15 protein-coding genes are annotated in these 21,708 nt (G+C 64.5%); 7 read left to right on the plus strand and 8 right to left on the minus strand.

Going from position 1 to position 21,708, the window contains the following annotated elements; all coding sequences use genetic code 11:
- Positions 1 to 55 precede the first annotated feature (55 nt).
- From HX801_RS01480 to HX801_RS01490, 3 genes are all read right to left on the minus strand, one after another.
- Positions 56 to 1,903: an ABC transporter ATP-binding protein gene (locus tag HX801_RS01480; RefSeq protein WP_177021446.1), complete on the minus strand. Its 1,848-nt coding sequence runs from the start codon at positions 1,901 to 1,903 to the stop codon at positions 56 to 58.
- Positions 1,896 to 3,662: an ABC transporter ATP-binding protein gene (locus tag HX801_RS01485; RefSeq protein ID WP_177021447.1), complete on the minus strand. Its 1,767-nt coding sequence runs from the start codon at positions 3,660 to 3,662 to the stop codon at positions 1,896 to 1,898. The genes HX801_RS01480 and HX801_RS01485 overlap by 8 nt, the downstream gene beginning before the upstream one ends.
- A gap of 146 nt (positions 3,663 to 3,808) precedes the next feature.
- On the minus strand, positions 3,809 to 5,041 hold the full coding sequence (locus HX801_RS01490) for an acyl-CoA dehydrogenase family protein (protein ID WP_177021448.1): 1,233 nt from the start codon (positions 5,039 to 5,041) through the stop codon (positions 3,809 to 3,811).
- 412 nt (positions 5,042 to 5,453) lie between these two features.
- Between HX801_RS01490 and HX801_RS01495 the strand changes: the two genes are divergently transcribed.
- The 7 genes from HX801_RS01495 (at position 5,454) to HX801_RS01525 (ending at position 13,781) form a co-directional block, all read left to right on the plus strand.
- A complete protein-coding gene (locus HX801_RS01495; RefSeq protein WP_003216970.1) occupies positions 5,454 to 6,497 on the plus strand; it encodes an ABC transporter substrate-binding protein in 1,044 nt (347 codons plus the stop codon).
- A 16-nt stretch (positions 6,498 to 6,513) separates the two neighbouring features.
- On the plus strand, positions 6,514 to 7,245 hold the full coding sequence (locus HX801_RS01500) for a class II aldolase/adducin family protein (RefSeq protein ID WP_003216972.1): 732 nt from the start codon (positions 6,514 to 6,516) through the stop codon (positions 7,243 to 7,245).
- A gap of 159 nt (positions 7,246 to 7,404) precedes the next feature.
- A complete protein-coding gene (locus HX801_RS01505) occupies positions 7,405 to 8,580 on the plus strand; it encodes an LLM class flavin-dependent oxidoreductase (RefSeq protein WP_008430942.1) in 1,176 nt (391 codons plus the stop codon).
- A 3-nt stretch (positions 8,581 to 8,583) separates the two neighbouring features.
- Positions 8,584 to 10,134: an ABC transporter substrate-binding protein gene (locus HX801_RS01510; protein ID WP_177021449.1), complete on the plus strand. Its 1,551-nt coding sequence runs from the start codon at positions 8,584 to 8,586 to the stop codon at positions 10,132 to 10,134.
- Positions 10,127 to 11,173 carry an ABC transporter permease gene (locus HX801_RS01515; RefSeq protein ID WP_177021450.1) on the plus strand — a complete coding sequence of 349 codons (1,047 nt, stop codon included), beginning with the start codon at positions 10,127 to 10,129 and terminating at the stop codon, positions 11,171 to 11,173. The genes HX801_RS01510 and HX801_RS01515 overlap by 8 nt, the downstream gene beginning before the upstream one ends.
- Positions 11,170 to 12,006, plus strand: coding sequence for an ABC transporter permease (locus HX801_RS01520; protein ID WP_087693864.1), 837 nt, complete (start codon positions 11,170 to 11,172; stop codon positions 12,004 to 12,006). The genes HX801_RS01515 and HX801_RS01520 overlap by 4 nt, the downstream gene beginning before the upstream one ends.
- A complete protein-coding gene (locus HX801_RS01525; RefSeq protein WP_177021451.1) occupies positions 12,003 to 13,781 on the plus strand; it encodes an ABC transporter ATP-binding protein in 1,779 nt (592 codons plus the stop codon). The genes HX801_RS01520 and HX801_RS01525 overlap by 4 nt, the downstream gene beginning before the upstream one ends.
- Positions 13,782 to 13,878: 97 nt before the next feature.
- Here the strand turns inward: HX801_RS01525 and HX801_RS01530 are convergent, their stop codons facing one another.
- From HX801_RS01530 to HX801_RS01550, 5 genes are all read right to left on the minus strand, one after another.
- Positions 13,879 to 14,958 carry an LLM class flavin-dependent oxidoreductase gene (locus tag HX801_RS01530; protein ID WP_010171267.1) on the minus strand — a complete coding sequence of 360 codons (1,080 nt, stop codon included), beginning with the start codon at positions 14,956 to 14,958 and terminating at the stop codon, positions 13,879 to 13,881.
- Positions 14,959 to 14,977: 19 nt separating this feature from the next.
- A complete protein-coding gene (locus HX801_RS01535; RefSeq protein ID WP_087693862.1) occupies positions 14,978 to 17,539 on the minus strand; it encodes a TonB-dependent receptor plug domain-containing protein in 2,562 nt (853 codons plus the stop codon).
- Positions 17,540 to 17,688: 149 nt separating this feature from the next.
- The gene (locus HX801_RS01540) at positions 17,689 to 19,245 is read right to left on the minus strand and encodes an ABC transporter substrate-binding protein (protein WP_177021452.1); all 1,557 of its coding nucleotides are present in this window, start codon (positions 19,243 to 19,245) and stop codon (positions 17,689 to 17,691) included.
- Between the two features lie 4 nt (positions 19,246 to 19,249).
- Positions 19,250 to 20,458, minus strand: a complete 1,209-nt coding sequence (locus HX801_RS01545; protein WP_008430959.1) for an LLM class flavin-dependent oxidoreductase — start codon at positions 20,456 to 20,458, stop codon at positions 19,250 to 19,252.
- A 13-nt stretch (positions 20,459 to 20,471) separates the two neighbouring features.
- The gene (locus HX801_RS01550) at positions 20,472 to 21,698 is read right to left on the minus strand and encodes a S9 family peptidase (protein WP_008430961.1); all 1,227 of its coding nucleotides are present in this window, start codon (positions 21,696 to 21,698) and stop codon (positions 20,472 to 20,474) included.
- Positions 21,699 to 21,708: the final 10 nt, after the last annotated feature.

Genomic DNA, 21,708 nt, shown 5'->3' on the forward strand with positions numbered 1-21,708 from the left:
CGCTGTAAGAGCGGAACCAATCTCAAACATCACCCAAAAACGGATATACCCCCAATCACCCAGCCACCAAGTCCCCCACCCGTGCACTGCGCAAATACGTCTGATACAACGCCGCATAAGCCCCCCCACGATCAATCAACGCATCATGCGCCCCAAGCTCAACGACCTGCCCATGCCGAACCACGGCAATCCGGTCCGCATCCCGGATCGTCGCCAGCCGATGGGCAATGATGATCGCCGTGCGCCCCAGGCACAGCCTGCGCAAGGCCCGTTGAATCCGCCGCTCTGTGTGAATGTCCACCGCCGAAGTCGCCTCATCCAGCACCAGCACCGCCGGGTCCGCCAGATACGCCCGCACCAGGCAAACGAGCTGCCGCTGCCCATGACTCAAATGCGCTCCCAAAGGCCCAACCTCGGTGTGGTACTGATGCGGCAACCGCTCCAATACCTCATCGGCGCCCAGCTCCCGGGCCGCCGCGACCAGGGTCGCGTCATCCGCCAACGGCGCCGCCAACCGCAAGTTGTCCAGAATGCTCCCGCTGAACAACACATTGTCCTGCAACACCACCCCGACATTGCGCCGCAACGCATGCTGGGCCAGCTCCCGCACATCAATCCCGTCCAGCCGCACCACGCCCGACTGCACCTCATAAAACCGCGTGAGCAACTGCACCAGCGTGCTTTTCCCATGCCCCGAAGACCCGACAATCGCCAACACCTCACCCGCAGGAATATGCAAATCCAGCCCATTGATCACCGGCGCCTGCGCACTTGGCACATAACTGAAACCCACCTGCTCGAACCGCACCTCACCCCGCGCTCGGCCCAAATGGCGCGGTGTAGCGCTGTCGGTAATCTGCGCCTGGGTATCGAGCAACAGGAAAATCCGCTGCGCCGACGCCGACCCGGTGGCGTAGCGTTCAAACAGGTCCGACAGCTCCTGCAACGGCCCCAAGAACAGGAACACGTAAAACAGACTTTCGGCCACTTGCCCGACCGACACTTCACCGGCCGCCAGCCCATAGCCGCCCACCAGCAATAACAAGGCGATTCCCGCCGAACTCAGCAGCGCCGTAAAGGGCGCAAACCACCCCGAGCGAAAGCTGCCGCGAATCAGTGCATGGTTGAAGTCATCCAACAGCCCGCGATAACGCCGCAGGTTCGGCGTCTCCTGGGCGCACTGCTGCAGCATCCGCGCGCCGCTGACGCTTTCCACCAGGTGTGCGGTAAAACGGCTGCGGTTTTCCGCAACCCGCGCCCAGTTGCGCTGGGAGATCCGCTTGAAACTCCAGGTCGCCAGCACCAGCAACGGTACGGTGGCCACCAGGCTGAGGAAGAAACGCGGGTCGATACGCCACAACATCACCGATGCCAGGCCACAGCGCAGCAAGGCACCGAGCAGTTCAGGCGGGCCCTGGATCACCAAGGGTTCGAGGGCGTCCACGTCGCGGTCAACCCGGGAAATGATCCGCCCGGCACGGGTCTGGTCGAAGTAGCTGACGCTCAAGCCCTGGACATGCGCAAACACCTGCACCCGCAGGGCGTTCAGCACGCGGATCGCCGCGCCACCGGCAACAAACTGCGAGACCCCGGCCAGCAGGAATCGCACTAGCCAACTGGCGGCCAGCCCCGCGCCCAGCCATAGCACCAGGCGCTCGTCCAACAGCCAGTGGTCGGCCTGCTGAATCAAGCCACGGTCCAGCAGTTCACGCACGAACCAGGGTCGCAAAAACACCGTGAACACCAGCAACAGCTCAATGCCGATCACCGCGAAAATCGAGCGGCGGATTGGCCTGAGCAGCGGCAGCAAGCGTTTGAACATGCTGCGGTCGAGGGCCTTTTTCGCGAGCATTTCTTCAATTTCGATATCGCTCAAGGCTTTGCCGGCGATTGGATTAGCCATGGTCGATCCCCAGCAGGTCGCGGTAGTGCGGGTGGGTGTGTTGCAGTTCGGCGTGGGTGCCTGTGGCGGCGATTTTGCCGTCCGCGAGCATCAGCACCCGGTCGGCCAGGAGGATGGTCGACAACTTGCTGGAGATCACCAGCACGGTGGTACCGCGCAGTTCTCGCAGGTTGTTCAGTACGTGCCGTTCGCTGATGGCGTCGAGGGCGCTGGTGGCGTCGTCCAGGCACAGGATGTCCGGTTGGCTCAGCAGCGCCCGCGCCAGGCACAGGCGCTGGCGCTGGCCGCCGGACAGGGTCACGCCACGATCACCCAGCGGCGTGGCCAGGCCGTGGGGCAGGCGCAGCAAGATGTCGTCCGCTGCGGCGAGGCGCAGGGCTTCAAGCAATTGCTCATCAGTGGCGTCGGGAGCGTTCAGGCGCAGGTTGGCGGCGAGGCTGCCGGCGAACAGGAAGCTCTCTTGCGGCACCACGTGCACCCGTTGGCGCAACGCACCGAGGTCAAGTTCGCGAATGTCTTGCCAGCCAGCGCCGTCATTGCCCAGCAGCACGCGCCCGGTGCTCACATCAGTGAGGCGTGGCAACAGGCTGGCCAGCAGGCTTTTCCCGGTGCCGGTGGCGCCCACCAACGCGACAATTTCGCCGGGCACCAGGGCCAGCGAGCAGTCATGCAGAATGTCCCGCCCACCGCCGGGAGCGCTGACACTGACGTACTCCAGGCGCAACCCCAGGGGCGAAGCGGGCAGGGTGGCGCTGCCACTGCGTATCGCTGCGGGGGCGTCCAGCAGTTGCCAGATACGTTCGGCACTGGCCCGGGCATCGGCGAAGGTTTGCATCACCCGGCCAATGCCTTCGATGCGAAATACCAGGGTGGTGGCGATCAGCAGCGAGGTCACCAGTTCACCGATGCCCAACTGACCGGCCGCCACCAGGTGGGCGCCGTAGACCAGGATCCACACATGGCCGAGGGCGACCACGGCCTGGGGCAGCGGAATGCGTGAACTGGAATAGGCCAGCGCCTGGCGGGCCAAGCCTGCGAACACTGCAACCTGTTCGGAAAAACCCTGGATACGGCTCTGCTCAAGGGCAAAGGATTTGATCACCCGCACCCCGCCGATGCCTTCACTGAGGTCCTGGTTGACGCGGTCGTAGGCCGCGCCGACGCTGCGGTCGAGTTCAACCAGGCGTTCGGTTTGCATCACGAAAATCCACAGTCCGGTGACGGTCAGCAGCAGCGGTACCAAGCCCAGCCACGGGTTGTACCAGCTCAACAGACCCACGGTGGCCAACACCACCAGCGGGGTTTCCACCACCTGGCGCCAGAAGGTGATCAGCGCGTCACGCACCTTGTCGGCATCGCGGGTGGTGCGGGTGATCATCTCGCCCATGCCGTGCTGCCAGTGATAACCCAGGTGCAGGCTTTGCACCTGGGCGAGGATGCGTTCGCGCAGGCGTGTCAGCAGTTCCTGGCTGAGCACCAGGGACATGACGCTGGCGGCGTATTGCAGCGCGCCACGGCCCAGGGCCACGGCGAGCATCAGCCACAGCCAGTGCCAGCCAAGGCTGGCATCGAGGCTGCCGTCGGCGTGGCGGATCACTGCGCGACCGGCGCTGACATCGTTGACCGCATGGCCGATCAGCCATTGTTGCCAGACCAGGCCGAGGTTGATGGCCACGAACAGCCCGGCGACCAGAGCGAAGCGCCAGGGCATTTCACGGTAGATCGCCAGGCTGCGCAGAAGGGGGTGTTTTTCGATCATGAAAAGCTCATTGGGTTTATTGATCCTTCCCAAATTGTGGCGAGGGAGCTTGCTCCCGCCGGGTTGCGAAGCGACCCCAAAAACAGGGCCTGCTGCGCAGTACAGCGGGACCAAGCTCCCTCGCCACAGGGATGTGTTGGGTTGGTCTAGCGAGTGGTAGCGCCCTGGGTTTCCTTGGCATTGAGGATCGCCGTGTACTCCCCCGGATCAATCCCGTTCAGGTAGTAGTTGCCCACATGGTGCAAGCGCCAGCGAATCGGGTCGTGGGTGGTATGCACCCGGGCGTTGCGCCAGAACCGGTCGAGGTTCCATTTGCTCAGCGACGAACTGGCCCCCAGCAACGAGAAAATATCGCTGGAGATCTTCAACGAAGCACTGTCCGAATGCGCCCGTGCCGTGGCCACCGACAGGATCAATTCGTCCTGCAGTTCCTTGTTCTCCGGGTCCAGCTCATGTGCGTCGAACACCCGCGCCGCATCCCGCAACAGCGACTCGGCTGCACGCAGGGCCACCGCGTATTCGCCGATCTGCTTGATGATGTGCGGCTCTTCATTGGCGTGGTCCACGCCGCTTTCCACCCAGGGCCGGGCGTTGTGCTTGAGGTACTCCACCGCCGCGGTCAGCGCGCCCGAGGCAATCCCGGTATCGATCGCCGCATGCAGGATCTGAGGGAAGGTCAGGCCGGTGCGTTTCATCGGGCCCTTGCGCTTCGAAACGAAGTCTTCATCCAGCTCGATATTGTCGAAATTCACCGTGCCGCTGACCGAGTTTTTCTGGCCGAAGGCTTCCCAGTCATCCACCAGGGTCAGGCCCGGTGCGTTGCGGTTGAGCAGCACGCCGGCGCCGCCGTCATCCGAGGCCGCGGTCAGGGAGATCCATTCGGCAAGGTAGGAACCGGTGGAGTAGAACTTGCTGCCATTGAGTACCAGCTTGCCATCTGCACGCCGCTCGACGCGGGTCTTGAGGGCGAACTTGTTCTTGCCGCCGACTTCCGCCAGGGCGTTGCCAAAGCGCTTGCCGGCCAGCACATCGGCCACCAGGCGATCACGCACCGCATCCGGATAGCCGTTGAAGATGCCCCGCAGCATCACGTTGTGAATCTGCAGCAACTGGCCCACACCACCATCGGCCACCGAGACCAGGCGCACGGTTTCGACGATGGTTTGCACCGAGGCCCCCAGCCCGCCGAATGCCTTGGGCACACCGATGGCGGTCAGGCCGCTTTGGGACAGCAGTTGCGCCTGGCGCCACGGCAACTGGCCGTTCTGGCTGCTGTCGGCGGCAATCGCGGCGATCTCCACGGCGATCTCCTTGGCTGCGGCAATGGCTTCGGCCTCGCTGTGCAGTTGGCGTACCGGTACCTGTTCGAACGTACTCATAGTTTCTTCCCCTGATTTGGCCCGTGTGTTTAAGCCCCTCTGCAGGAGCCGGCTTGCCAGCGATGGACTCAAGTGCGCCGCGTAAACCCGTCAGTACACGTCATCGTTAACCACCATCGCTGGCAAGCCAGTTCCTACAGGGGATTGCGCTGGATGTCGGGCATTGAAGGTGCCTTGAGCAAGTTCTGCGCCAATGCCGAAAACCACCCCTGGCGGGGCCTGCGATAACGGAGTGTTGCTGGGGCAGCAGTGGCGAACGGGTGACTGCTGGGCCAGCAGCAGCGCTGCTGACAGGCCAGCAACAGTACTTCGACTCTTTGCGCCAAAGCCCTGCAAACCGGGGCTTTGGCCAATTGGCACGGCCTCTGCAATACCCCCATGGACTGCCTTGCCCAATTCAATGGAGCTGCCCATGACCCTCTCCGCGATCCTGCCCAAGCCTGCGCTTGAGCAGATCTGGTTTACCCGCTGCCCGGTACCGACCGCCTCCGGCATCGCCTACAAACTCGGTTGGCTGGGCGACGAATTCGCCGCCGACGGCCTGCCGGTCTCGACCTTGCAGGAGGCTCGTCAACTGGGCCATCACCACTACGATCACGAGCTGCCGGGGCTGTTTCGCGAAGGCGGTAATGTGCCGGCATTGGCCGCCCGTGCCGCCGGCGCGCCGAGCCGTTTGATCGGCCTGACCTGGATCGAGGAATGGCAAACCATCCTGGTCCGCCCGGACTCCGGCATCACGCGTCCCGAGCATTTGAAAGGCAAGCGCCTGGCCTTGCCGGCCTGGGGTGACAGCCGTCCGGGGAGCATCGCCCGGGCCATGAGCCTGCACGGTTACAAAGGCGCGTTGAGCCTGGCCGGCCTGGGCTTTGATGACGTGCAACTGGTGGAGGTCGCGCTGCACGATCAGGAGCAGGCGCCCAACCCACAGGAAGGTTTGCAACGCCTGTGGTCGGGCCTCGATTACCTGGCGCGCGGCGAAGTGGACGCGGTGTACGTCAAGGGCGCTTCGGCCGCCGACGCCGCGCGCCGTCTGGGCCTGGTGGTGGGCATCGACCTGGACCTGATCGCCGAGCCGCGCTACCGCATCAACAACGGCACGCCGCGCCCTATCACCGTCCACCAGAGCCTGCTGGACAATCACTTTGACCTGGTGGTGCGTTTCCTCGCACAAACCCTGAACGCGGCTGACTGGGCCGCGAACAATCGCGACGGCCTGAACGCGATTCTCGAAGAAGAAACCCGCGCCGGCAGTGCCGGTGTGGCCGAGGCCTATCGCGGTGATTTCCATACCACCCTGGCGCCGGACCTGTCGGCCCAGCGCCTGGATTTCCTCGGCATCCAGAAAGACTTCCTGTACCTGCACGGCTTCCTGGAGCGCGATTTTGCGATCGCCGACTGGGTCGACCCGCGCCCTCTGCAAGCTGCCCATGAACTGTTGGCCAAGCGCCGCGCCTGAACCCGGAGAAATTGCCATGACTGCCATTGTCCACGCCCAACCGATCACCCAGGAACTGCAGGCCTTTATCGACAAGGTCCTGCTGGAAGCCGAAGAAGCCTTCACGGTCTTCCGCGAAACCAACACCATCACCGCCAACGGCACCGTAGGCTTTATTGAGCGCGTGCCGGGCCAGGAACTGCTGGTGTCGGTCAACTACGGCGGCCCGTGGAACTACCGCAAGCCGCTGCAGGCCACCGTCACCGACTTTGCCGGCAACGTGATTGTCGGCAAGGGCAAGGGCGGCCTGGGGCGCTACACCAAGCTGTTCCAGCAGCATGCAGACGTGACCACCGTGTCCCACGTGCACTCGCCGTACCTTGGGGCCTGGGCCCAGACCCACCGCACGCTGCCGTTCCATTACGTGCCGGTGCAGCGTTACCAGTTGGCGCGGGAACTGCCGGTGTACATCGACCGTCGCCAGCAGGAAGTGGATTTCATCCTCGACAAGATCGCGGAAAACCCCTTCAACCTCGCGATCCTCGAAGCCAACGGCGGCTCCACGGTGTGGGGCAAGCAGGGGTTGCGGGCCACGGCTGAGTTCATCCTGTTGCTGGAAGAGGGCGCGCAACTGCAATTGCTGGCGGATGCCCTGGGCGGTTCGCGGGCATACGGGCCGGGGGTGTTGACCCAGCAGTGGAAGATGAGTGGGTTGTTTGAGCAAGCCACGGCGCTGGGCCTGGTCCCCGCCATCGACCGCAAAAACTGAACACACCCTTATCACGGTGACTGAAACCACCACGACCCCTGTATGAGCCGGCTTGCCGGCGATAGCGGTGCATCAGGCGACATTCCTGTTGGATGTGCCACCGTCATCGCCGGCAAGCCGGCTCCTACAAGGGGCGGTTCCATTCAAGGATGTTGCCCCATGGCGGTAAAAATTCTCTGGTACCTCACCACCCCCGACGGCCCTTATCCCTGGGAGCCCGAAGGGCGCTGGAAGACCGACTTCCAGCACCTCAAGCAACTCGCGGTCGCCAGTGATCGCCTGGGTTTCTACGGCTCGCTGCTGGGCTCCAGCCCCAACGAAAGCCTGGCGGTGGCCGCCTCGCTGATCGACGCCACCCAGCGCCTGCGTTTCCTGGTGGCGCAACACCCGGGCGAGCTGTCACCGGCAGTCCTGGCCAAGTGGGCCCTGACCTTCGACCAATTCTCCAATGGCCGCCTGCTGTTCAACGTGGTCAATGGCAATGATGCGGGCCTGGCGACCCTCGGCGTGCATTACCCCCACGATGAGCGCTACGCCTTCAGCCTCGAATACTGGCGCGCCTTCCAGGGCTTCTATGCCGGCGATACTCGGGGTTATGACGGCCAATACATCAAGCTCGCACCGCGTGCGCCCGGAGCGGCCAAGCATCCGCTGGGCGGCTGGCATCCGCCGTACCAGAAACCGGGCATCCCGCTGTGGGGCGCCGGCACCTCGGGGCCAGGGGTGGAACACTCGGTGCAATTGCTCGACGTGTACCTGAGCTTCGCCAATACGCCGCCAAAGCTGGGGGACAAGTTCCGCAAGGTCGCCGCCGAAGCCGCGAAGATCGGCCGTGAGCTGACCTTCGGTACCCGCCTGCAAATCATCGTGCGCGAGACCGAAGAAGAAGCCTGGGCCCACGCCGAGAAACTGCTGCAACGCACCTCGCTGCAAACTGCGCGCAATGCCATTGAGCGACAGTTGCCACCCGGGGTGAGCTTCGAGGATTACCACAGCGACGACCCGCAAACCCAGCGCAACGTTGAGACCATTCGCGCCGGCCGCCTGCCCACGGCTCGCGAGCTGGAGATCTACCCCAACGTGTGGCTCGGCCCGAGCCTGTTCGGCTTCAACATCCTCGGCCCGGCCGCCGGCACTTACCTGGTGGGCAGCGCCGAACAAGTGGCCGAGCGTATCCGTGAGTACGAAGCCCAGGGCACCTCGGCGTTCATCCTGTCGGGTTTCCCGCTGATCGATGAGGCGCACCGGGTGGCAGACCTGCTGTTCCCGTTGCTCGACCTGGACCATGGTTTTGATGTGCCGCGTCTGAACGCCGTGCAGCAGCAAGAGGCGTAGCTGATGAGCGAAGGATTTTCCCGCCGAGTGTTTCTCGGCAACAGCCTGGCCATCGGCGGCGGCTTGCTGCTGGGTGGTTGTGACAGCGGGGCGGCGCCGACTGCGGTGTTGTCGACCACACCGACCACCGGCGGACGCCTGCGCATCGGCATTATCGACGGCGACCAGTCCGGCAACCTCGATGCCCACAAACCGGTGGGCGGCGGGATCATTCGCGGCTGGGCGCTGTACAGCAAGTTCTGGGAATGGAACACCGACGTCAGTACCCGCCTGGCCCTGGCCGAGTTCGCCGAGCCGAACGCCGATGCCAGCGCCTGGACCATCCGCATCAAGCCGGGCCTGGAGTTCCACCACGGCAAGACCATCGGCGCCGACGACATGCTGTTCTCGCTGCTGCGCCTCACCGATCCGAAACTTGCCTCGCCGTTTGCCGGACTGGTGGGCGCCATCGACCGCAATGCGCTGCGCAAGCTGGATGAACGCACCATCGAAATCCGTTTCAAGGAGGGCCAGAGCTTTTTCCCGCTGGATGAAACCCTGATCAGCTTCGGCGGCATCGTGCCCACCGACTACGACCCCTTCACCAATCCGGTGGGTGCCGGCCCCTACAAACTCAAGCGCTTCGTGCCCGGCCAGCGCTCGCTCTACAGCCGGTTCGAGAATTACTACAAACCCGGCCAGCCTTATGCCGACGAACTGGAAATCATCGAATTCAAGGACCAGGTCTCGCGGGTGGCCGCATTGCGTGCCGGGCAGATCGATGTCGCCAGCGGCGTGCAGGCCGAGCACAGCGCGCTGCTCAAGGCCGACTCGCGCCTGTCGCTGTGCGTGTCGCCCAGCACCTCGTTTACCGGCTTCAACCTGAACCTGGCCAAGCCGCCGTTTGACGACGTACGGGTGCGCCAGGCGTTTCGCTTGCTGGTTGATCGGCAAGAGTTGGTGGACCGGGGCCTCAACGGTTTCGGGCGCATCGCCAATGACCTGTACTCGCCCCACGACCCCACCTACAACCACGACATTGCGCAGCGCCCCCATGACCTTGAGCAAGCGCGCTCGCTGCTGCGCCAGGCCGGGCAGACCGATCTGCGGTTGGAGCTGACGACCCCGTCCGGCGCCGGCGTGAATGCCGCTTTGGTGTTTGCGCAACAGGCGAAGAAGGCTGGCGTGGAGGTTCGCGTTACCCAGGTCGACGGCGCGGTATTCAACGGCCCGCAGCGCGAGCAGTGGCAACTCTCACCGGGTTCGACCCCGGCCCGTGGCTTCCTCGCATCGGCGTTGCACAACGACGCGCCCTTGGCGATCTACAACCGCAGCAACTTCCATGACCAGCGTTTCGATGCGCTGTATCGCCAGGCCCTGGCCCAGCCGGATGTGCAATTGCGCAAAGGCCTGGTGCACGAGGCCCAGCAGATTCAACACGAACGCGGTGGCCTGCTGATCTGGGGTTTCAACGATGTGCTGGACGCCGCCTCGGTACGGGTCGGCGGCCTTGCGCCGGAACAGACCACCTTCGCCTCCTGGCGCTTTGACGAGCTGTGGTTGAACCATGTCTAAACCCCTGCGAACGCCGGCCTGGTTATCGTGGTTTATCGGCCGCCTGGGCTACGGCCTGCTCACCGCGTGGGTGATCAGCCTGGTAGTGTTTATCGCCACCCAGGCGCTGCCATCGGACCCGGCCCGGGTGATCCTCGGCCCCGACGCGCCACTGGAAAGCATCCTCACCCTGCAACATCAACTGGGGCTGGACCAACCGATCCTGCGGCAATATCTGCGCTGGCTCGGCTCGGCCCTGAGTGGCGACCTCGGGGTGTCACTGGATTCCAACGCGCCGGTCGGCAGCATCCTGTGGGGGCGTTTCGGCTACACCCTGGCGTTGCTCGCCGGGGTGATCGCCGTGGTGGTGCCGGCGGCGCTGGGCCTCGGTGTGTACCTGGCGCTGCGCCGCGACAGCCACCTCGACCGCTGGAGCCTGTCGTTGCTGATTTTCCTCAAGGCCACGCCGGGCTTTCTGTTGGCCATCGGCCTGGTGCTGCTGTTTTCCATGCCGCATATGGACTGGTTGCCGGCGGTGTCGATCCTCGACCCGGATCAGTCGCTATGGCGCCAGTTGCCGTTCCTGGCGCTGCCGGTTCTGGCCCTGAGCCTGTCGGCGCTGCCGTACCTCACGCGCATGGTGCGCGCCGCGATGATCGACGCGCTGGAGTCCGACTACGTGATCGCCGCACGGCTGCGGGGCATTCCCCATTGGCGGATCGTGTGGCGGCATACCTTGCCCAACGCGCTGGTCCCGGCGATCCAGGGCGTGGCGCTGACCTTGCGCACGCTGATCGGCGGCGCAGTGCTGGCCGAAGTGATCTTCAGTTACCCCGGCATCGGCACCGCCCTCAACGCGGCGATCCAGATGCGCGACTTGCCGATGATCCAGGCCATCGTGCTGGTGATCACCCTGGCGGTGGTGCTGATCAACCTGTTGGCCGACCTGTTGACGGTGCTGCTCACGCCCAAGCTGCGCACGGCCCGTCGCGTGACCCTGATTTCGCGCAACCGCCGGGGCATCACCCCGTGGTGGCGGCGCTCCCGAGGTGATGCATGAGCAAGACGCGAATTTCCCGCTGGCTGGCCGAACCGCAAACCCGCAAGGGCGCGCTGATCACCTTGCTGGTCATTGCCGTGGCGCTGTTCGGTCCGTTGCTGGCGCCCCATGGCTCGACGGACATGGTCGGGCCGGTGTACGGCGCGCCCACGGGGTGGGCGCTGCTCGGGTATGACTTCCTGGGGCATGACGTGTTGTCGCGGCTGCTCAGCGGCGGCCTCTCGGTGCTGTGGATGTCCGTGGCGGCGGCGAGCATTGCCCTGGCCGTCGGCAGCACCCTCGGCTTGCTCGCGGGGCTGTCGCGGCGGCGCCTGGACCAGTTGATCACCTGGCTGGCGGACGTGTCCCTGGCGTTTCCCGACCTGATCCTGGTGTTGTTGATTGTCTCGATGCTCGGCCGCGCGCCGTGGTTGATCGTGCTCACGGTGTCGATTGCGTTTATCCCGGGGGTGATCCGCCTGGCGCGGGCCAGCGCGGTGGCAGTGGCGGGGCAGGAGTTTGTCGAGGCCGCGCAGATGATGGGCTACTCGCGGCGGCGGATCCTGTTCAAGGAGATCCTGCCGAACATCCTTACGCCGTTGCTGGTGCACTTTGGCAACATGCTGACCTGGGGGGTGGGCATGCTCTCGGGCCTGAGCTTCCTCGGTTATGGCGTGGCGCCGCCGACGGCGGACTGGGGCTTGATGATCAATGAAAACCAGGCCGGGTTGCTGGTGCAGCCCTGGGCGGTGTTGGCCCCCGCCGTGCTGATCGGCGTGTTTGCCTATGGCACCAATATCCTCGCTGAAGGCATCGGCCGCAGCAGCGCACGCCTGGGAGAAAAACAGCCATGAATGCAATCGCGCAGATGACGACGACGGTGCTGCAGGTCAGTGGCTTGCGGGTTGAATTGGCGGGGCAGGTGGACGTGTTGTCCGGCGTGTCCTTCAGCCTGGAAGCCGGGGAAATCCTCGGGCTGGTGGGTGAGTCGGGGTCCGGCAAGACCACCTTGGCTACCGCGCTGCTGGCCCATGCCCGACGCGGCGCACAGATTGTCGGTGGCCAGGTGCATGTCGCGGGCCAGGCGTTATTGGGCCTGGAAGGTGAAGCGTTGCGCCGTGCCCGTGGCAGCCTGATCGGTTATGTCGCCCAGGACCCGGCCACGGCGCTCAACCCGGCGTTGCGCATTGGCAGCCTGTTGGATGAAACCCTGGCGGTGCATCAACTGCGCCTGGACAAGGCGGCGCAGCGACAGCGCATCATTGAAACCTTGCGTGATGTCGGCTTGCCGGATGACCCGCAGTTCTTGCGCCGTTTCCCTCATCAACTGTCCGGCGGCCAGCAACAGCGAGTGATGCTGGCCCTGGCGTTTGTGCTGCAACCGCGGCTGATCGTGCTGGACGAACCGACCACCGCCCTGGACGTCACCACCCAGGCGCATATCCTCGCCACCTTGCGCCGCTTGTGCAAAAGCCAGGGCGTGGCGGCGGTGTATGTGTCCCATGACCTGGCGGTGATCAAGGACCTGGTGGACCGGGTGATGGTGATGTACGCCGGGCGGATTGTTGAAACGGCTACTCGGGACGCCTTGTTCAGTCGGCCATCCCATCCCTACACCCGGGGCTTGTTGGCGGCGATTCCCGATGTGGCCGGGCGCCGAGAATTACGGGCGATTGGCGGGCATGCCCCCGCGCCTGGGCAGCGGCCTCAAGGCTGTGGCTTCGGGCCGCGGTGCGAGCGTTTTCGGGCAGGGTGTTCGCAGCAGGAACCGCTATTGCAGCCGCTGTCGCCAGGGCATGAAGTGGCGTGTCTTGCACCCCATGGTCAGCCGTTGCAGCGCATCGCCCTGGCGCCGATTGCAGCGATGGACGCGCGCACCGACAAGGCCTTGCTGGAGATCAGCGGGTTGAACGTGGCGTATGACCGCCAGGTGCTGTTTGACGTGTCCCTGCAATTGCTGCCGGGGGAGTGCCTGGCGCTGGTGGGCGAGTCCGGTTCCGGCAAGACCAGCCTGGCGCGGGCCGTTGCCGGGTTGGGGGAGAATGCCGAAGGCGAGCTGCGTTACGCGGGGCAACCGCTGCCGTTACAGGCACGGCAGCGCGAGGCGGGCTTGCGGCACCAGATTCAGTACATCTTCCAGAACCCGTACCGGGCATTGAATCCCCGGCAGACGGTGTACCAGACCTTGAGCGCACCGCTGGAGCACTTCTTTGCGGTTAAAGGCAGTGCCGCGCGTGAGCGGGTGGAGGCGGTGCTCAAGCGGGTGTCGCTGCCGGCTTCGGTGGGCGAGTTGTATCCCCATAGCCTGTCCGGCGGTGAGCGCCAGCGCGTGGCAATTGCCCGGGCATTGCTGTGCGAACCGAAGCTGCTGATCTGCGATGAAATCACCTCGGCGCTGGACGTCTCGGTGCAGGCGTCGATTCTGGATTTGCTGCGCCAGTTGCAGCGGGACGGGTTGACGTTGCTGTTCGTCACCCATGACCTGGGCGTGGTGCGGGCGATTGCCGACCGGGTGTTGGTGCTGAAGGTCGGGCGGGTGGTGGAGCAGGGCGCGGTGGATAGCGTGCTGGATCAGCCGCAGGCGGCGTATACGCAGACGTTGCTTGAGCATTCGCCATCGCTGGGCTGATTGGCACTGCTGCGCAGTGATCGCCGGCAAGCCGGCGCCTACGGTAAAAGGCGCACACCTGTAGGAGCCGGCTTGCCGGCGATAGCGGAGGCCGCCTTTACGCGGCCTTGCGGCGCCGAGCCTCTTCGCGCACCGCCGGGATGATCCACCGCCCATAATCCACGGTGTCATACAGCGGGTCGTACCCCCGGTTCAAAAACGTCGTGACCCCCAGATCCACATAATCCAGCAGCGCCTGGGCCACGGTCTCCGGTGTGCCCACCAATGCCGTGGTGTCGCCATACGCCCCAACAGCCGTCGCCGTCGGCATCCACAACGCGCGGTCATGCCGATCGCCTAAAGCCGCCGCTGCCAGCAACCGTTCCGATCCCGTTCCCTTGATCCGCTTCTGCCACGGGCTGCCCGCCGCGAACTGCGGGTTGGCCTTGATCTGCTCCAGAATCTGCTCGGCCCGTTGCCAGGCCAGTTCCTCGGTCGCGCCCAAAATCAGGCGCACCGACAAACTCACCCTTGGCGCCTGTACACCCGCCGCACTGGCCGCCGCCTTGAGCTTGGCAATCTGCTCCGCCACACCGCTCAACGGTTCGCCCCACAGCGCATACAGGTCCGCATGCTTGACCGCAATCTGGTAGGCAATGTCCGACGACCCGCCAAACGAAATCGGAATGTGTGGCTGTTGCAGCGGCTTGACCGGGGAAAACGCGCCCTTGATGTTGAAGTACTTCCCCTCGAAGTCGAAAGGCTCCTCTGCGGTCCAGGTGCGCCGCACGATCTCCAGGTATTCGTCGGTGCGTTGGTAGCGCTCGGTCTTGTCCAGCAGGAAGTCGCCTTCCTGGGGTTCGGCGGTGATGCCGGTGATGGCATGCAGGCGAATGCGCCCGCCGCCGGTGGTGTGGTCCAGCGTGGCAAACGCGCGGGCTGCGACCGTCGGCGCAGTGAGCCCCGGGCGGTGGGCGATCATGAAGCCCAGGCGCTCGGTGTGCGCCGCCGCGTAGGCGGCGATTTGCAGGCTGTCGGCGCTGCCGGGCCCGCTGGCGATCAGTACCCGGTCAAAGCCTGCGTGTTCATGGGCGCGGGCGTGGTGGCGGATAAAGTCGAGGTCGAAATCCGGGCTGCGCACGCCACGGGTCTCGGACCATTGGCGGGGGAAGATCATGCCGACAAATTCAATGGACATGCTGGGGCTCCTTTGAGGGTTAGAACTGGTAGTCGACCTGGGCCAGCAAGGTGCGGCCCGGCATCGGTTGCAGGAAGGTGTTGGTGGAGCCGGCCAGGCCGCTGACGAAGTTCAGTTCGTTGGTCAGGTTCAGCACGCGCAAGGTGGTGCTCCACTGCGGCTGGCGGTAGTACACGGCAAGGTCGAGGTTGTATTCGTTGGGGATCTTTACGGTCTTGCTCAGGTTCAGGTACCAGTTGCTGGTCCACCAGCCGGACAGCTCGGCGCCAAAGCCCGAGTCGAAGCGGTAGTCGACGTAGCCACTGGCGGTGTATTCGGGAATCTGCACCGCGTCGAAACGCCCGGAAGGTCGCTGGTTGAGGCTGTTGTTATCGCCGAACACCGTGCCGTTGTCGGGCACGAACCCGGCCGATGCAAATCCCGCCTGGGAGGTGAATTCGTTGTAGGCATTGAGCTTGGACAGGTTCAGGCCGCTGCGCAGGTGGTCATCCGGCTGATAGCGCACGGTGGCTTCCACGCCCTTGATCACCAGCCGCGCGATGCTGTTGTTGCTGTCTGGCGCCTGGTCCCGAGCCTGCTTGAACGCGGCCAGGGTCATGAACAATTGGTTGGGCACCGCTTCGACCTTCACGCCCACTTCGTGCAACACGCTCAGGCTTTGGAACGCCAACGGGTTGAGCTGGTTGGCGCCACTGCCGCTGCCCCAGCCCAGGCCGTTGGAGAAGAACCCGGTGTTGACCGCCAGCGAGCGATCGAAGGTGTAATACAGCGTGGTGTTTTCCGTGGGCTTGACGTAGGGGCTGACCTGGAACGCGAACAGCCGGTAGTTGTCGCTGTCCTTGCGCGGGTTGCCGCCGGCGAGCACGAACGGGTTGTCGATCTCGGCCTCGATCCAGCTGCGGCTGGCACCGATGTTCAGGCCGAAGTAGTCGCCGTACTTGAGGTTGTGCTGGCTGAACAGGGTCTTGGTGGTCCAGGTGCTTTCGGCGGTGTAGGGCGCTACAGACTCGGCGTAGAGCCCGTGCCCGGCCGGGTACATCGGTGGCAGGTTCAGCCAGCCGTAGTAGTTGGAATACTGCGGCACGCCGGGCTGGCCGATCCATGCGCCATTGCCGCCGGCGGGGTTGGCACCGGTAAGGCCCAGCAGGTCGCCGGGGTTCTTGCCCGAGGGGTTCTGGGTCAGGTCATAGGCGTTGATGGTGGAGCCGAAGCTGTTATTGGCCGCAATCGATTGGTTGAATTCGCGGCGATAGATCAGGCCGGTGTTGCTGTCATCCCGCAGGGTCCAGCCGCCCAGGCGGGTTTCATTGCGCGAGCGGAATTCGAAGCGGTTGTCGAAGATGTTGTCTTTGGACTGCACCTGGAACGAACCCACGGCATCGGTGATGTCCTTGGAGCGTTCGTAGAACGTGCTGTTGGCCAGCGTGATGGTGGGCGACAAGTCGGCCTCGACGCGCAGTTGCGTGGTAAAGCGCCGGGAGCTGCTTTCGTCTTCCTTGCGTTGCCCGGTTTGCGAGGACAGCGAGCGTTCGCCGTTGCCCGCCAGCGTCGGGTCATACACCCAGCCCCGCAGGCTGCCGGGGTTGCTCTGGGTGTTGGGCGAGGCGGTCTGGAAGCTGCCGTCCACCACGCTGTATTGGCCCTGGGCATTGCGCTGGCGCTTGACCCAGCCGAGGGTTGGCGCATCGGCGGCGCCAGAGGCCAGCACCGGCGACCACAGGGTGTTGCCGTTCTGGATAATCGGCGTGGCGCGCCCGGCGTAGTACTTGCCGTTGTCCACCAGGTCCTGGGTGGCGCGGTTCCAGCCGTGGGTGATGTTGTAGTCGTAGTAGTTGTCGTAGCTGGCGTTCCAGTCCACCCGCACGTTGTCGTTGCGCCAGGCGAGGGCGCCGTAGAACGCGTCGAAATTGTTGTCGACGTTGTCGTAGAAGTCCTGCTGGCGCTGCTTGGTGATGCTCAGGCGATAGGCCAGGTTGTCGTTCAGTGGCCCGGTATTGTCGATGCTGAATTTGTTGGAACTGCGGGACGTGCCGTCCGGTATCCACGAGCCCAGTTCACCGCTGAGCTTGGTCTTGAACTCATTGAAGTCGGGTTTCTTGCTCAGGTAGTTCACATAGCCGCCGCTGCCGGACACCGAACCGTAGGTGACCGACGACGGCCCGGCGACGATGTCGGCGCCTTCGTAGGCGTTGAAGTTCGCCGGGTGGCGCACGCCGTAACCGCGCTGGCCGTCCTGGAATACCTCGGAGCCCTGGGCGCGAAACTGCGGGGCGATGCCGGCGTTCTGGCCGCCGCCCCGGGTGATGCCGGGGGCGTATTTGACCAGGTCATCGGCGCTGCGGATCGAGTCGTTGGCCAACTGCTCGGCGTTGATCTGCACCACCGAACGCGGCGTGTCGAGGACCTTGGTCTCCGTGCCGCCGTACACCGACGTCGGCGGGCGGGTGGGCAGGGCATCATCATCGGACTGGCTGGCACTGGCCTGCACGGTCACGGTTTGCAGTTGGGTATCGGCGGCAAACGCCTGGATTGGCAGGCTTGCGGCCAGCAGCAGAGGTAAACGCAAGGCGATAGCGTGCATGGCAGAGGTGCCCCATAAAAAACAATGAAGAGCGCACGGTCCCTTGTAGGAGCCGGCTTGCCGGCGATGAGGCCCTTGGGCCCTGCGCCGGTCGACCGGACGCCATCGCCGGCAAGCCGGCTCCTACAGGGCGATGCGGTGTAAGTGGGTCAGGCCGTGTCTTTGAGCCAGAGCTTTTCAAAGCGCCAGGTGCTGAACAGCGACTCTTCCGACTGCGCCCCTCCGACGCGGGTGGAAACGCTGTCGAGCAAGTCGGCGTAGCCCCAGATCAGCATCCCGCCGCGCTCGTACTGGATCTGCTGGACCTGATGCACCAGGGCCTTGCGTTTTTCCAGGTCGGGCTGGGCCATGGCGGCCAGGAACAGCTCGCTGAATTGCGGGTCGTTGAAGTGGGTCTTGTTGGACACCGCAAACGGCGCGTCGGTATGGATCGCACTGGCCAGGAACGGCGCGCCGATGCTGCCGCCGGTGCTCAGGGTCCAGTCGTTTTTCAACGGGCCCTGGAAAGTCGCCAGGTCCACCTGCTTGACCTTCAGGGTCACGCCAATGCGCTTGGCCTGCTCGGCCAGCACCAGCGCCGAACTCAAGCCAGGCCCCGGAGTGGTGATCAATTCCACCTCGAGGTTTTCCTGGCCGGCGTCCTTGAGCAGTTGCGCCGCCCGTTGCGGGTCGTAGGGGCGTGGCCCGAGGTCGTGGTTGAAGGTCGGGTCGCTGGGCGCATACAGGTCATTGGCCACCCGGCCCTGGCCATTCAACGCGCGGCGCACCAGTTCTTCGCGGTCGGCCATCAGGCGAAACGCTTCGCGCACCCGTGGGTCGTTGAACGGCGGCTTGTCGAGGTTCATGTCGAACGACAGCCAGTTACCGGTCACCGAGGTGATCACCTTCAGGCGCGGGTCCTTTTGCAGGATCGGCAACTGCTCGGTGGGCATCACGTTGGCCATGTCGATTTGCCCGGAACGCAGGGCGGCCAGGCGCGAGACCTGATCCTTGAAGTCGATGATCTCCAGCTCATCGGCGTAGGGCTTGCCGTCCTTGTAGTAGTTCTCGAAGCGGGTAAACAGTGAGCGTTGGCCGGGGGTGAAGCTTTTGAGCTTGTAGGGGCCGGCGCCCACCGGGTTGGTGACCGGGTGGTAGTCCACCGGCACGATGCCGCCGAAATTGACCCAGGTTTCTGCCAGCGGCATGTAGCTACGCCCCTCCCGGAAGCTCAGGCGCACGGTGCGGTTGTCGAGCTTGACCAGGTTGTCGCGGTCCACCCAGTGCAGCAGCGCCGCGTAGGGCGAGGCCAGCTGCGGGTCGGTGAGGCGGCGGATCGAGAAGATCAGGTCGTCGGCGTCGATGGTCTTGCCGTTGTGGAATTCCAGGCCGGGGCGCAGGCGCAGGGTCCAGCTGCTGGCGTCGGCATTCGGCTCCGCGAACTCGGCCAGAGCCAGGCGCGGCTGCATCTGCTCGTCCCATTCCCAGAGCTTGCTGTACAACGCAAAGCCGCGAACGATGCCGCTGCCAATGGGTTTGTGGGCATCGAGGTTGCCGGTCTGGTTGCCGTCGAGAATCCCCAGGCGCAGGCGCCCGCCGTAGCGGGGTTGATCGTTGCCGGTGACGTTTTTGGGCGTGTCAGCGGGGCCGCAACCGGCCAGCAGCAAGCCGCCGCCGACGGTCACGCTGTAGCCGAGAAAGTCCCGACGGCTAAGCAGTAGGCTCATGGCATCAGACTCCGGCCGGGCCGTTGGCGGAGCGCAGTTCCAACACCGGCTCCTGGGGACGACTCAACTCGGCGCGTTCACTGCGAAAGTGCGGCAGGATGTGCTCGCCGAGGCGGTAGGCTTCTTCCAGGTGCGGATAGCCGGCGAGGAAGAACAGGTCGATGCCGATGCTGTTGTACTCGCGAATCCGCGCCACCACGTTCTCGTAGCTGCCCACCAGCGCACAGCCCGGTGGAATACCGATGTAGCCAAAACCGGTCCATACATTGGGGTGGATGAAGAAGTCATCGAAGCCCTGGGTCTCGGTTTTTTCGCTGAAGCCGTGCTCGTAGCTGAGCTTGCGCGCCGTACGCAACCCGGCGTGGGCCGCCACGGCCTTGACCGCGCCGCGGGCGATGCCTTCGTCGAAGAAGCGTTTGGCTTCGGTGCGGGCCAGTTCTTCGGTTTCCCGGGTGATCACGTCAATCGACAGGCCGAAGCGAATGTCAGTGCGGCCCCACTTCAGCGCGCGTTCGCGCAGGTCGGCGATCAGGGCGGCGATTTCGTCCGGGTGTTCGGCGCGCATCAGGTAGAAGTCGGCGTGCTTGGCGGCAAACTCCCGGGCGGCGATGGATGAGCCGGCGGTACAGATCAGCGGCAGCTTGGCCTTCTTCAATGGCCCGCGCAGGCCACCACCGTCGGCCTTGTAGAACTTGCCGTCGTAGTGGAAGGACTCGTTGTGCCAATAGCCCTTGACCACGTCCATGAATTCGGTGGCGCGTTCGTAGCGTTCATCGTGGTCGCTGAAGTCGCCGACCTGGCGCTGGATCACGTCCGAGCCGCCGTTGATGATGTTCCACACCAGGCGGTTGCCGGTGGCCCGCTGGTAGGTCGCCGCCTGCTGCACCGCCACCCACGGGGTGTAGTGGTAAGGCTGGAAGGCGGTGACGAATTGCAGGGTACGGGTTTCCCGGGCCAGCAGCGCGCAGACGGTCCACGGTTCTTCGCCGGTGGGCGCGTTGACCATCAGTGCGCCGCCAAAGCCGTTGATCTCCGCAGCCCTGGCGATTTGCCCGAGGTAGTCGATGTAGGTGAAATGATCACCGACACTGAAGCCCGACACCGCGCCGGTGCTGGGCCCGCCGCGATGCCAGTCGCCCCGGTTGCGCGGGTCGCCGGGCAGGAACTGGGTTTCGCCGTGCAAGGGCAGGCGGGTAAAGAATTCGATGCTCATGCAAGCCTCCTGCTTATTGCTCGGTGGGGGCGCAGATCGGGGTGATCGGCTGGTCGTTGATGACTTTGTGGGCAAACGGGATCGAGTCCTTGAGCGATGCATTGACCGTGGCACTGTGGCCCAGGCCTTTGTACAGGTGGCCTTCGACGATGGAGCCAGCCTTGCAGGCGTCCTGCATCAGCTTGACCTGGGTCGCGGCGGCCGGCGTGGTGTCTTCGGCGCCGGTGCCGATGAAAATCGGCTTCGAGGTTTTCAGCGTCGGGTAAGACACCTGCGCCAGCCACGGCGCGAGTTGCTTGCCCTTGTAGTCTTTCTTGGTGTTGGCGATGCTCAGGCCGAGGCCTTCGACATCGCCTTCGAGGGCGAACAGGCAACTGGTACGGGCCTGCTCGAAAATCGGCAGGGCCTTGTCGGTATAGAAGTCGGCGGGGTTGATGCTCGGGTCGTATTGCTGGGCGGCGAGCAACGTGTAGAAGCCGTAGGCCAGGGTGGGATCGACCTTGTTGCGCACTTCCTCGCTGGGGTTCTTCGCGTAGTCGAGGGTGTAGATCACGCCGGTGCCGATGCTGCCTTTCACTCCCAGGTCCGGAGCGTAGGTGGCGGCATAGGCGGCTGCGGCGAAGGCGCCGGCACCGCCTTGGGACTGGCCGACGATCAGCACTTTGTCGGCCAGCCCGGGTACCCCGGCCACCACGGCCTTGGCGGCGTCGAGAATCCCGTAGGCGGCCATGCGGCTGTTCAGCAGCGGATGCCCACCGGGTACGCCGAGGCCCTGGTAGTCGGTGGCGACGACGGCAAAGCCTTCGGCCAGCCAGCGATTGAGGTAGGCCACGTCACGGTAGGAGCGACCTTGCCACGACGGCGCACACACATCCGCCACGCCCACGGTGCCATGGCCCCAGCTCGCCACTGGCCAACCACCGGCAGGCGGCGTGCCTTTGGGCAGGAACAACGCGCCGGACACCACGATCGGTGTCTTGTTATCGATGCCGTCGGTGGAGGTGTACAGGATGCGTTGGGCGCTGGCGGCATTGGCCAGGCTCAGGGTGTTGTCCAGCGGCTCGCTGCGCAGCAGTTTGCCGGGAACGGCCGGGATGGCTTTTTCCCAGGTGTAGAAAGCCGAGACGCGGCCATCACCTTGCAGCGGGTCAGGTTTGGGGGCGTAGGTGTCGGCAGCAAACACGCTCATGGACAGGGCCAGGACGCTGAGGCCGAAGGCAAAGGAGTGCGGCAGTTTCATGCTCAATTTC

Source organism: Pseudomonas sp. G1002, assembly GCF_013385455.1.
GTDB lineage: Bacteria > Pseudomonadota > Gammaproteobacteria > Pseudomonadales > Pseudomonadaceae > Aquipseudomonas.

Coding starts and splice junctions, on each gene's coding strand:
- HX801_RS01480 (WP_177021446.1), bottom strand. CDS start 1,903: ATGGCTAATCCAATCGCCGGCAAAGCCTTGAGCGATATCGAAATTGAA.
- HX801_RS01485 (WP_177021447.1), bottom strand. CDS start 3,662: ATGATCGAAAAACACCCCCTTCTGCGCAGCCTGGCGATCTACCGTGAA.
- HX801_RS01490 (WP_177021448.1), bottom strand. CDS start 5,041: ATGAGTACGTTCGAACAGGTACCGGTACGCCAACTGCACAGCGAGGCC.
- HX801_RS01495 (WP_003216970.1), top strand. CDS start 5,454: ATGACCCTCTCCGCGATCCTGCCCAAGCCTGCGCTTGAGCAGATCTGG.
- HX801_RS01500 (WP_003216972.1), top strand. CDS start 6,514: ATGACTGCCATTGTCCACGCCCAACCGATCACCCAGGAACTGCAGGCC.
- HX801_RS01505 (WP_008430942.1), top strand. CDS start 7,405: ATGGCGGTAAAAATTCTCTGGTACCTCACCACCCCCGACGGCCCTTAT.
- HX801_RS01510 (WP_177021449.1), top strand. CDS start 8,584: ATGAGCGAAGGATTTTCCCGCCGAGTGTTTCTCGGCAACAGCCTGGCC.
- HX801_RS01515 (WP_177021450.1), top strand. CDS start 10,127: ATGTCTAAACCCCTGCGAACGCCGGCCTGGTTATCGTGGTTTATCGGC.
- HX801_RS01520 (WP_087693864.1), top strand. CDS start 11,170: ATGAGCAAGACGCGAATTTCCCGCTGGCTGGCCGAACCGCAAACCCGC.
- HX801_RS01525 (WP_177021451.1), top strand. CDS start 12,003: ATGAATGCAATCGCGCAGATGACGACGACGGTGCTGCAGGTCAGTGGC.
- HX801_RS01530 (WP_010171267.1), bottom strand. CDS start 14,958: ATGTCCATTGAATTTGTCGGCATGATCTTCCCCCGCCAATGGTCCGAG.
- HX801_RS01535 (WP_087693862.1), bottom strand. CDS start 17,539: ATGCACGCTATCGCCTTGCGTTTACCTCTGCTGCTGGCCGCAAGCCTG.
- HX801_RS01540 (WP_177021452.1), bottom strand. CDS start 19,245: ATGAGCCTACTGCTTAGCCGTCGGGACTTTCTCGGCTACAGCGTGACC.
- HX801_RS01545 (WP_008430959.1), bottom strand. CDS start 20,458: ATGAGCATCGAATTCTTTACCCGCCTGCCCTTGCACGGCGAAACCCAG.
- HX801_RS01550 (WP_008430961.1), bottom strand. CDS start 21,698: ATGAAACTGCCGCACTCCTTTGCCTTCGGCCTCAGCGTCCTGGCCCTG.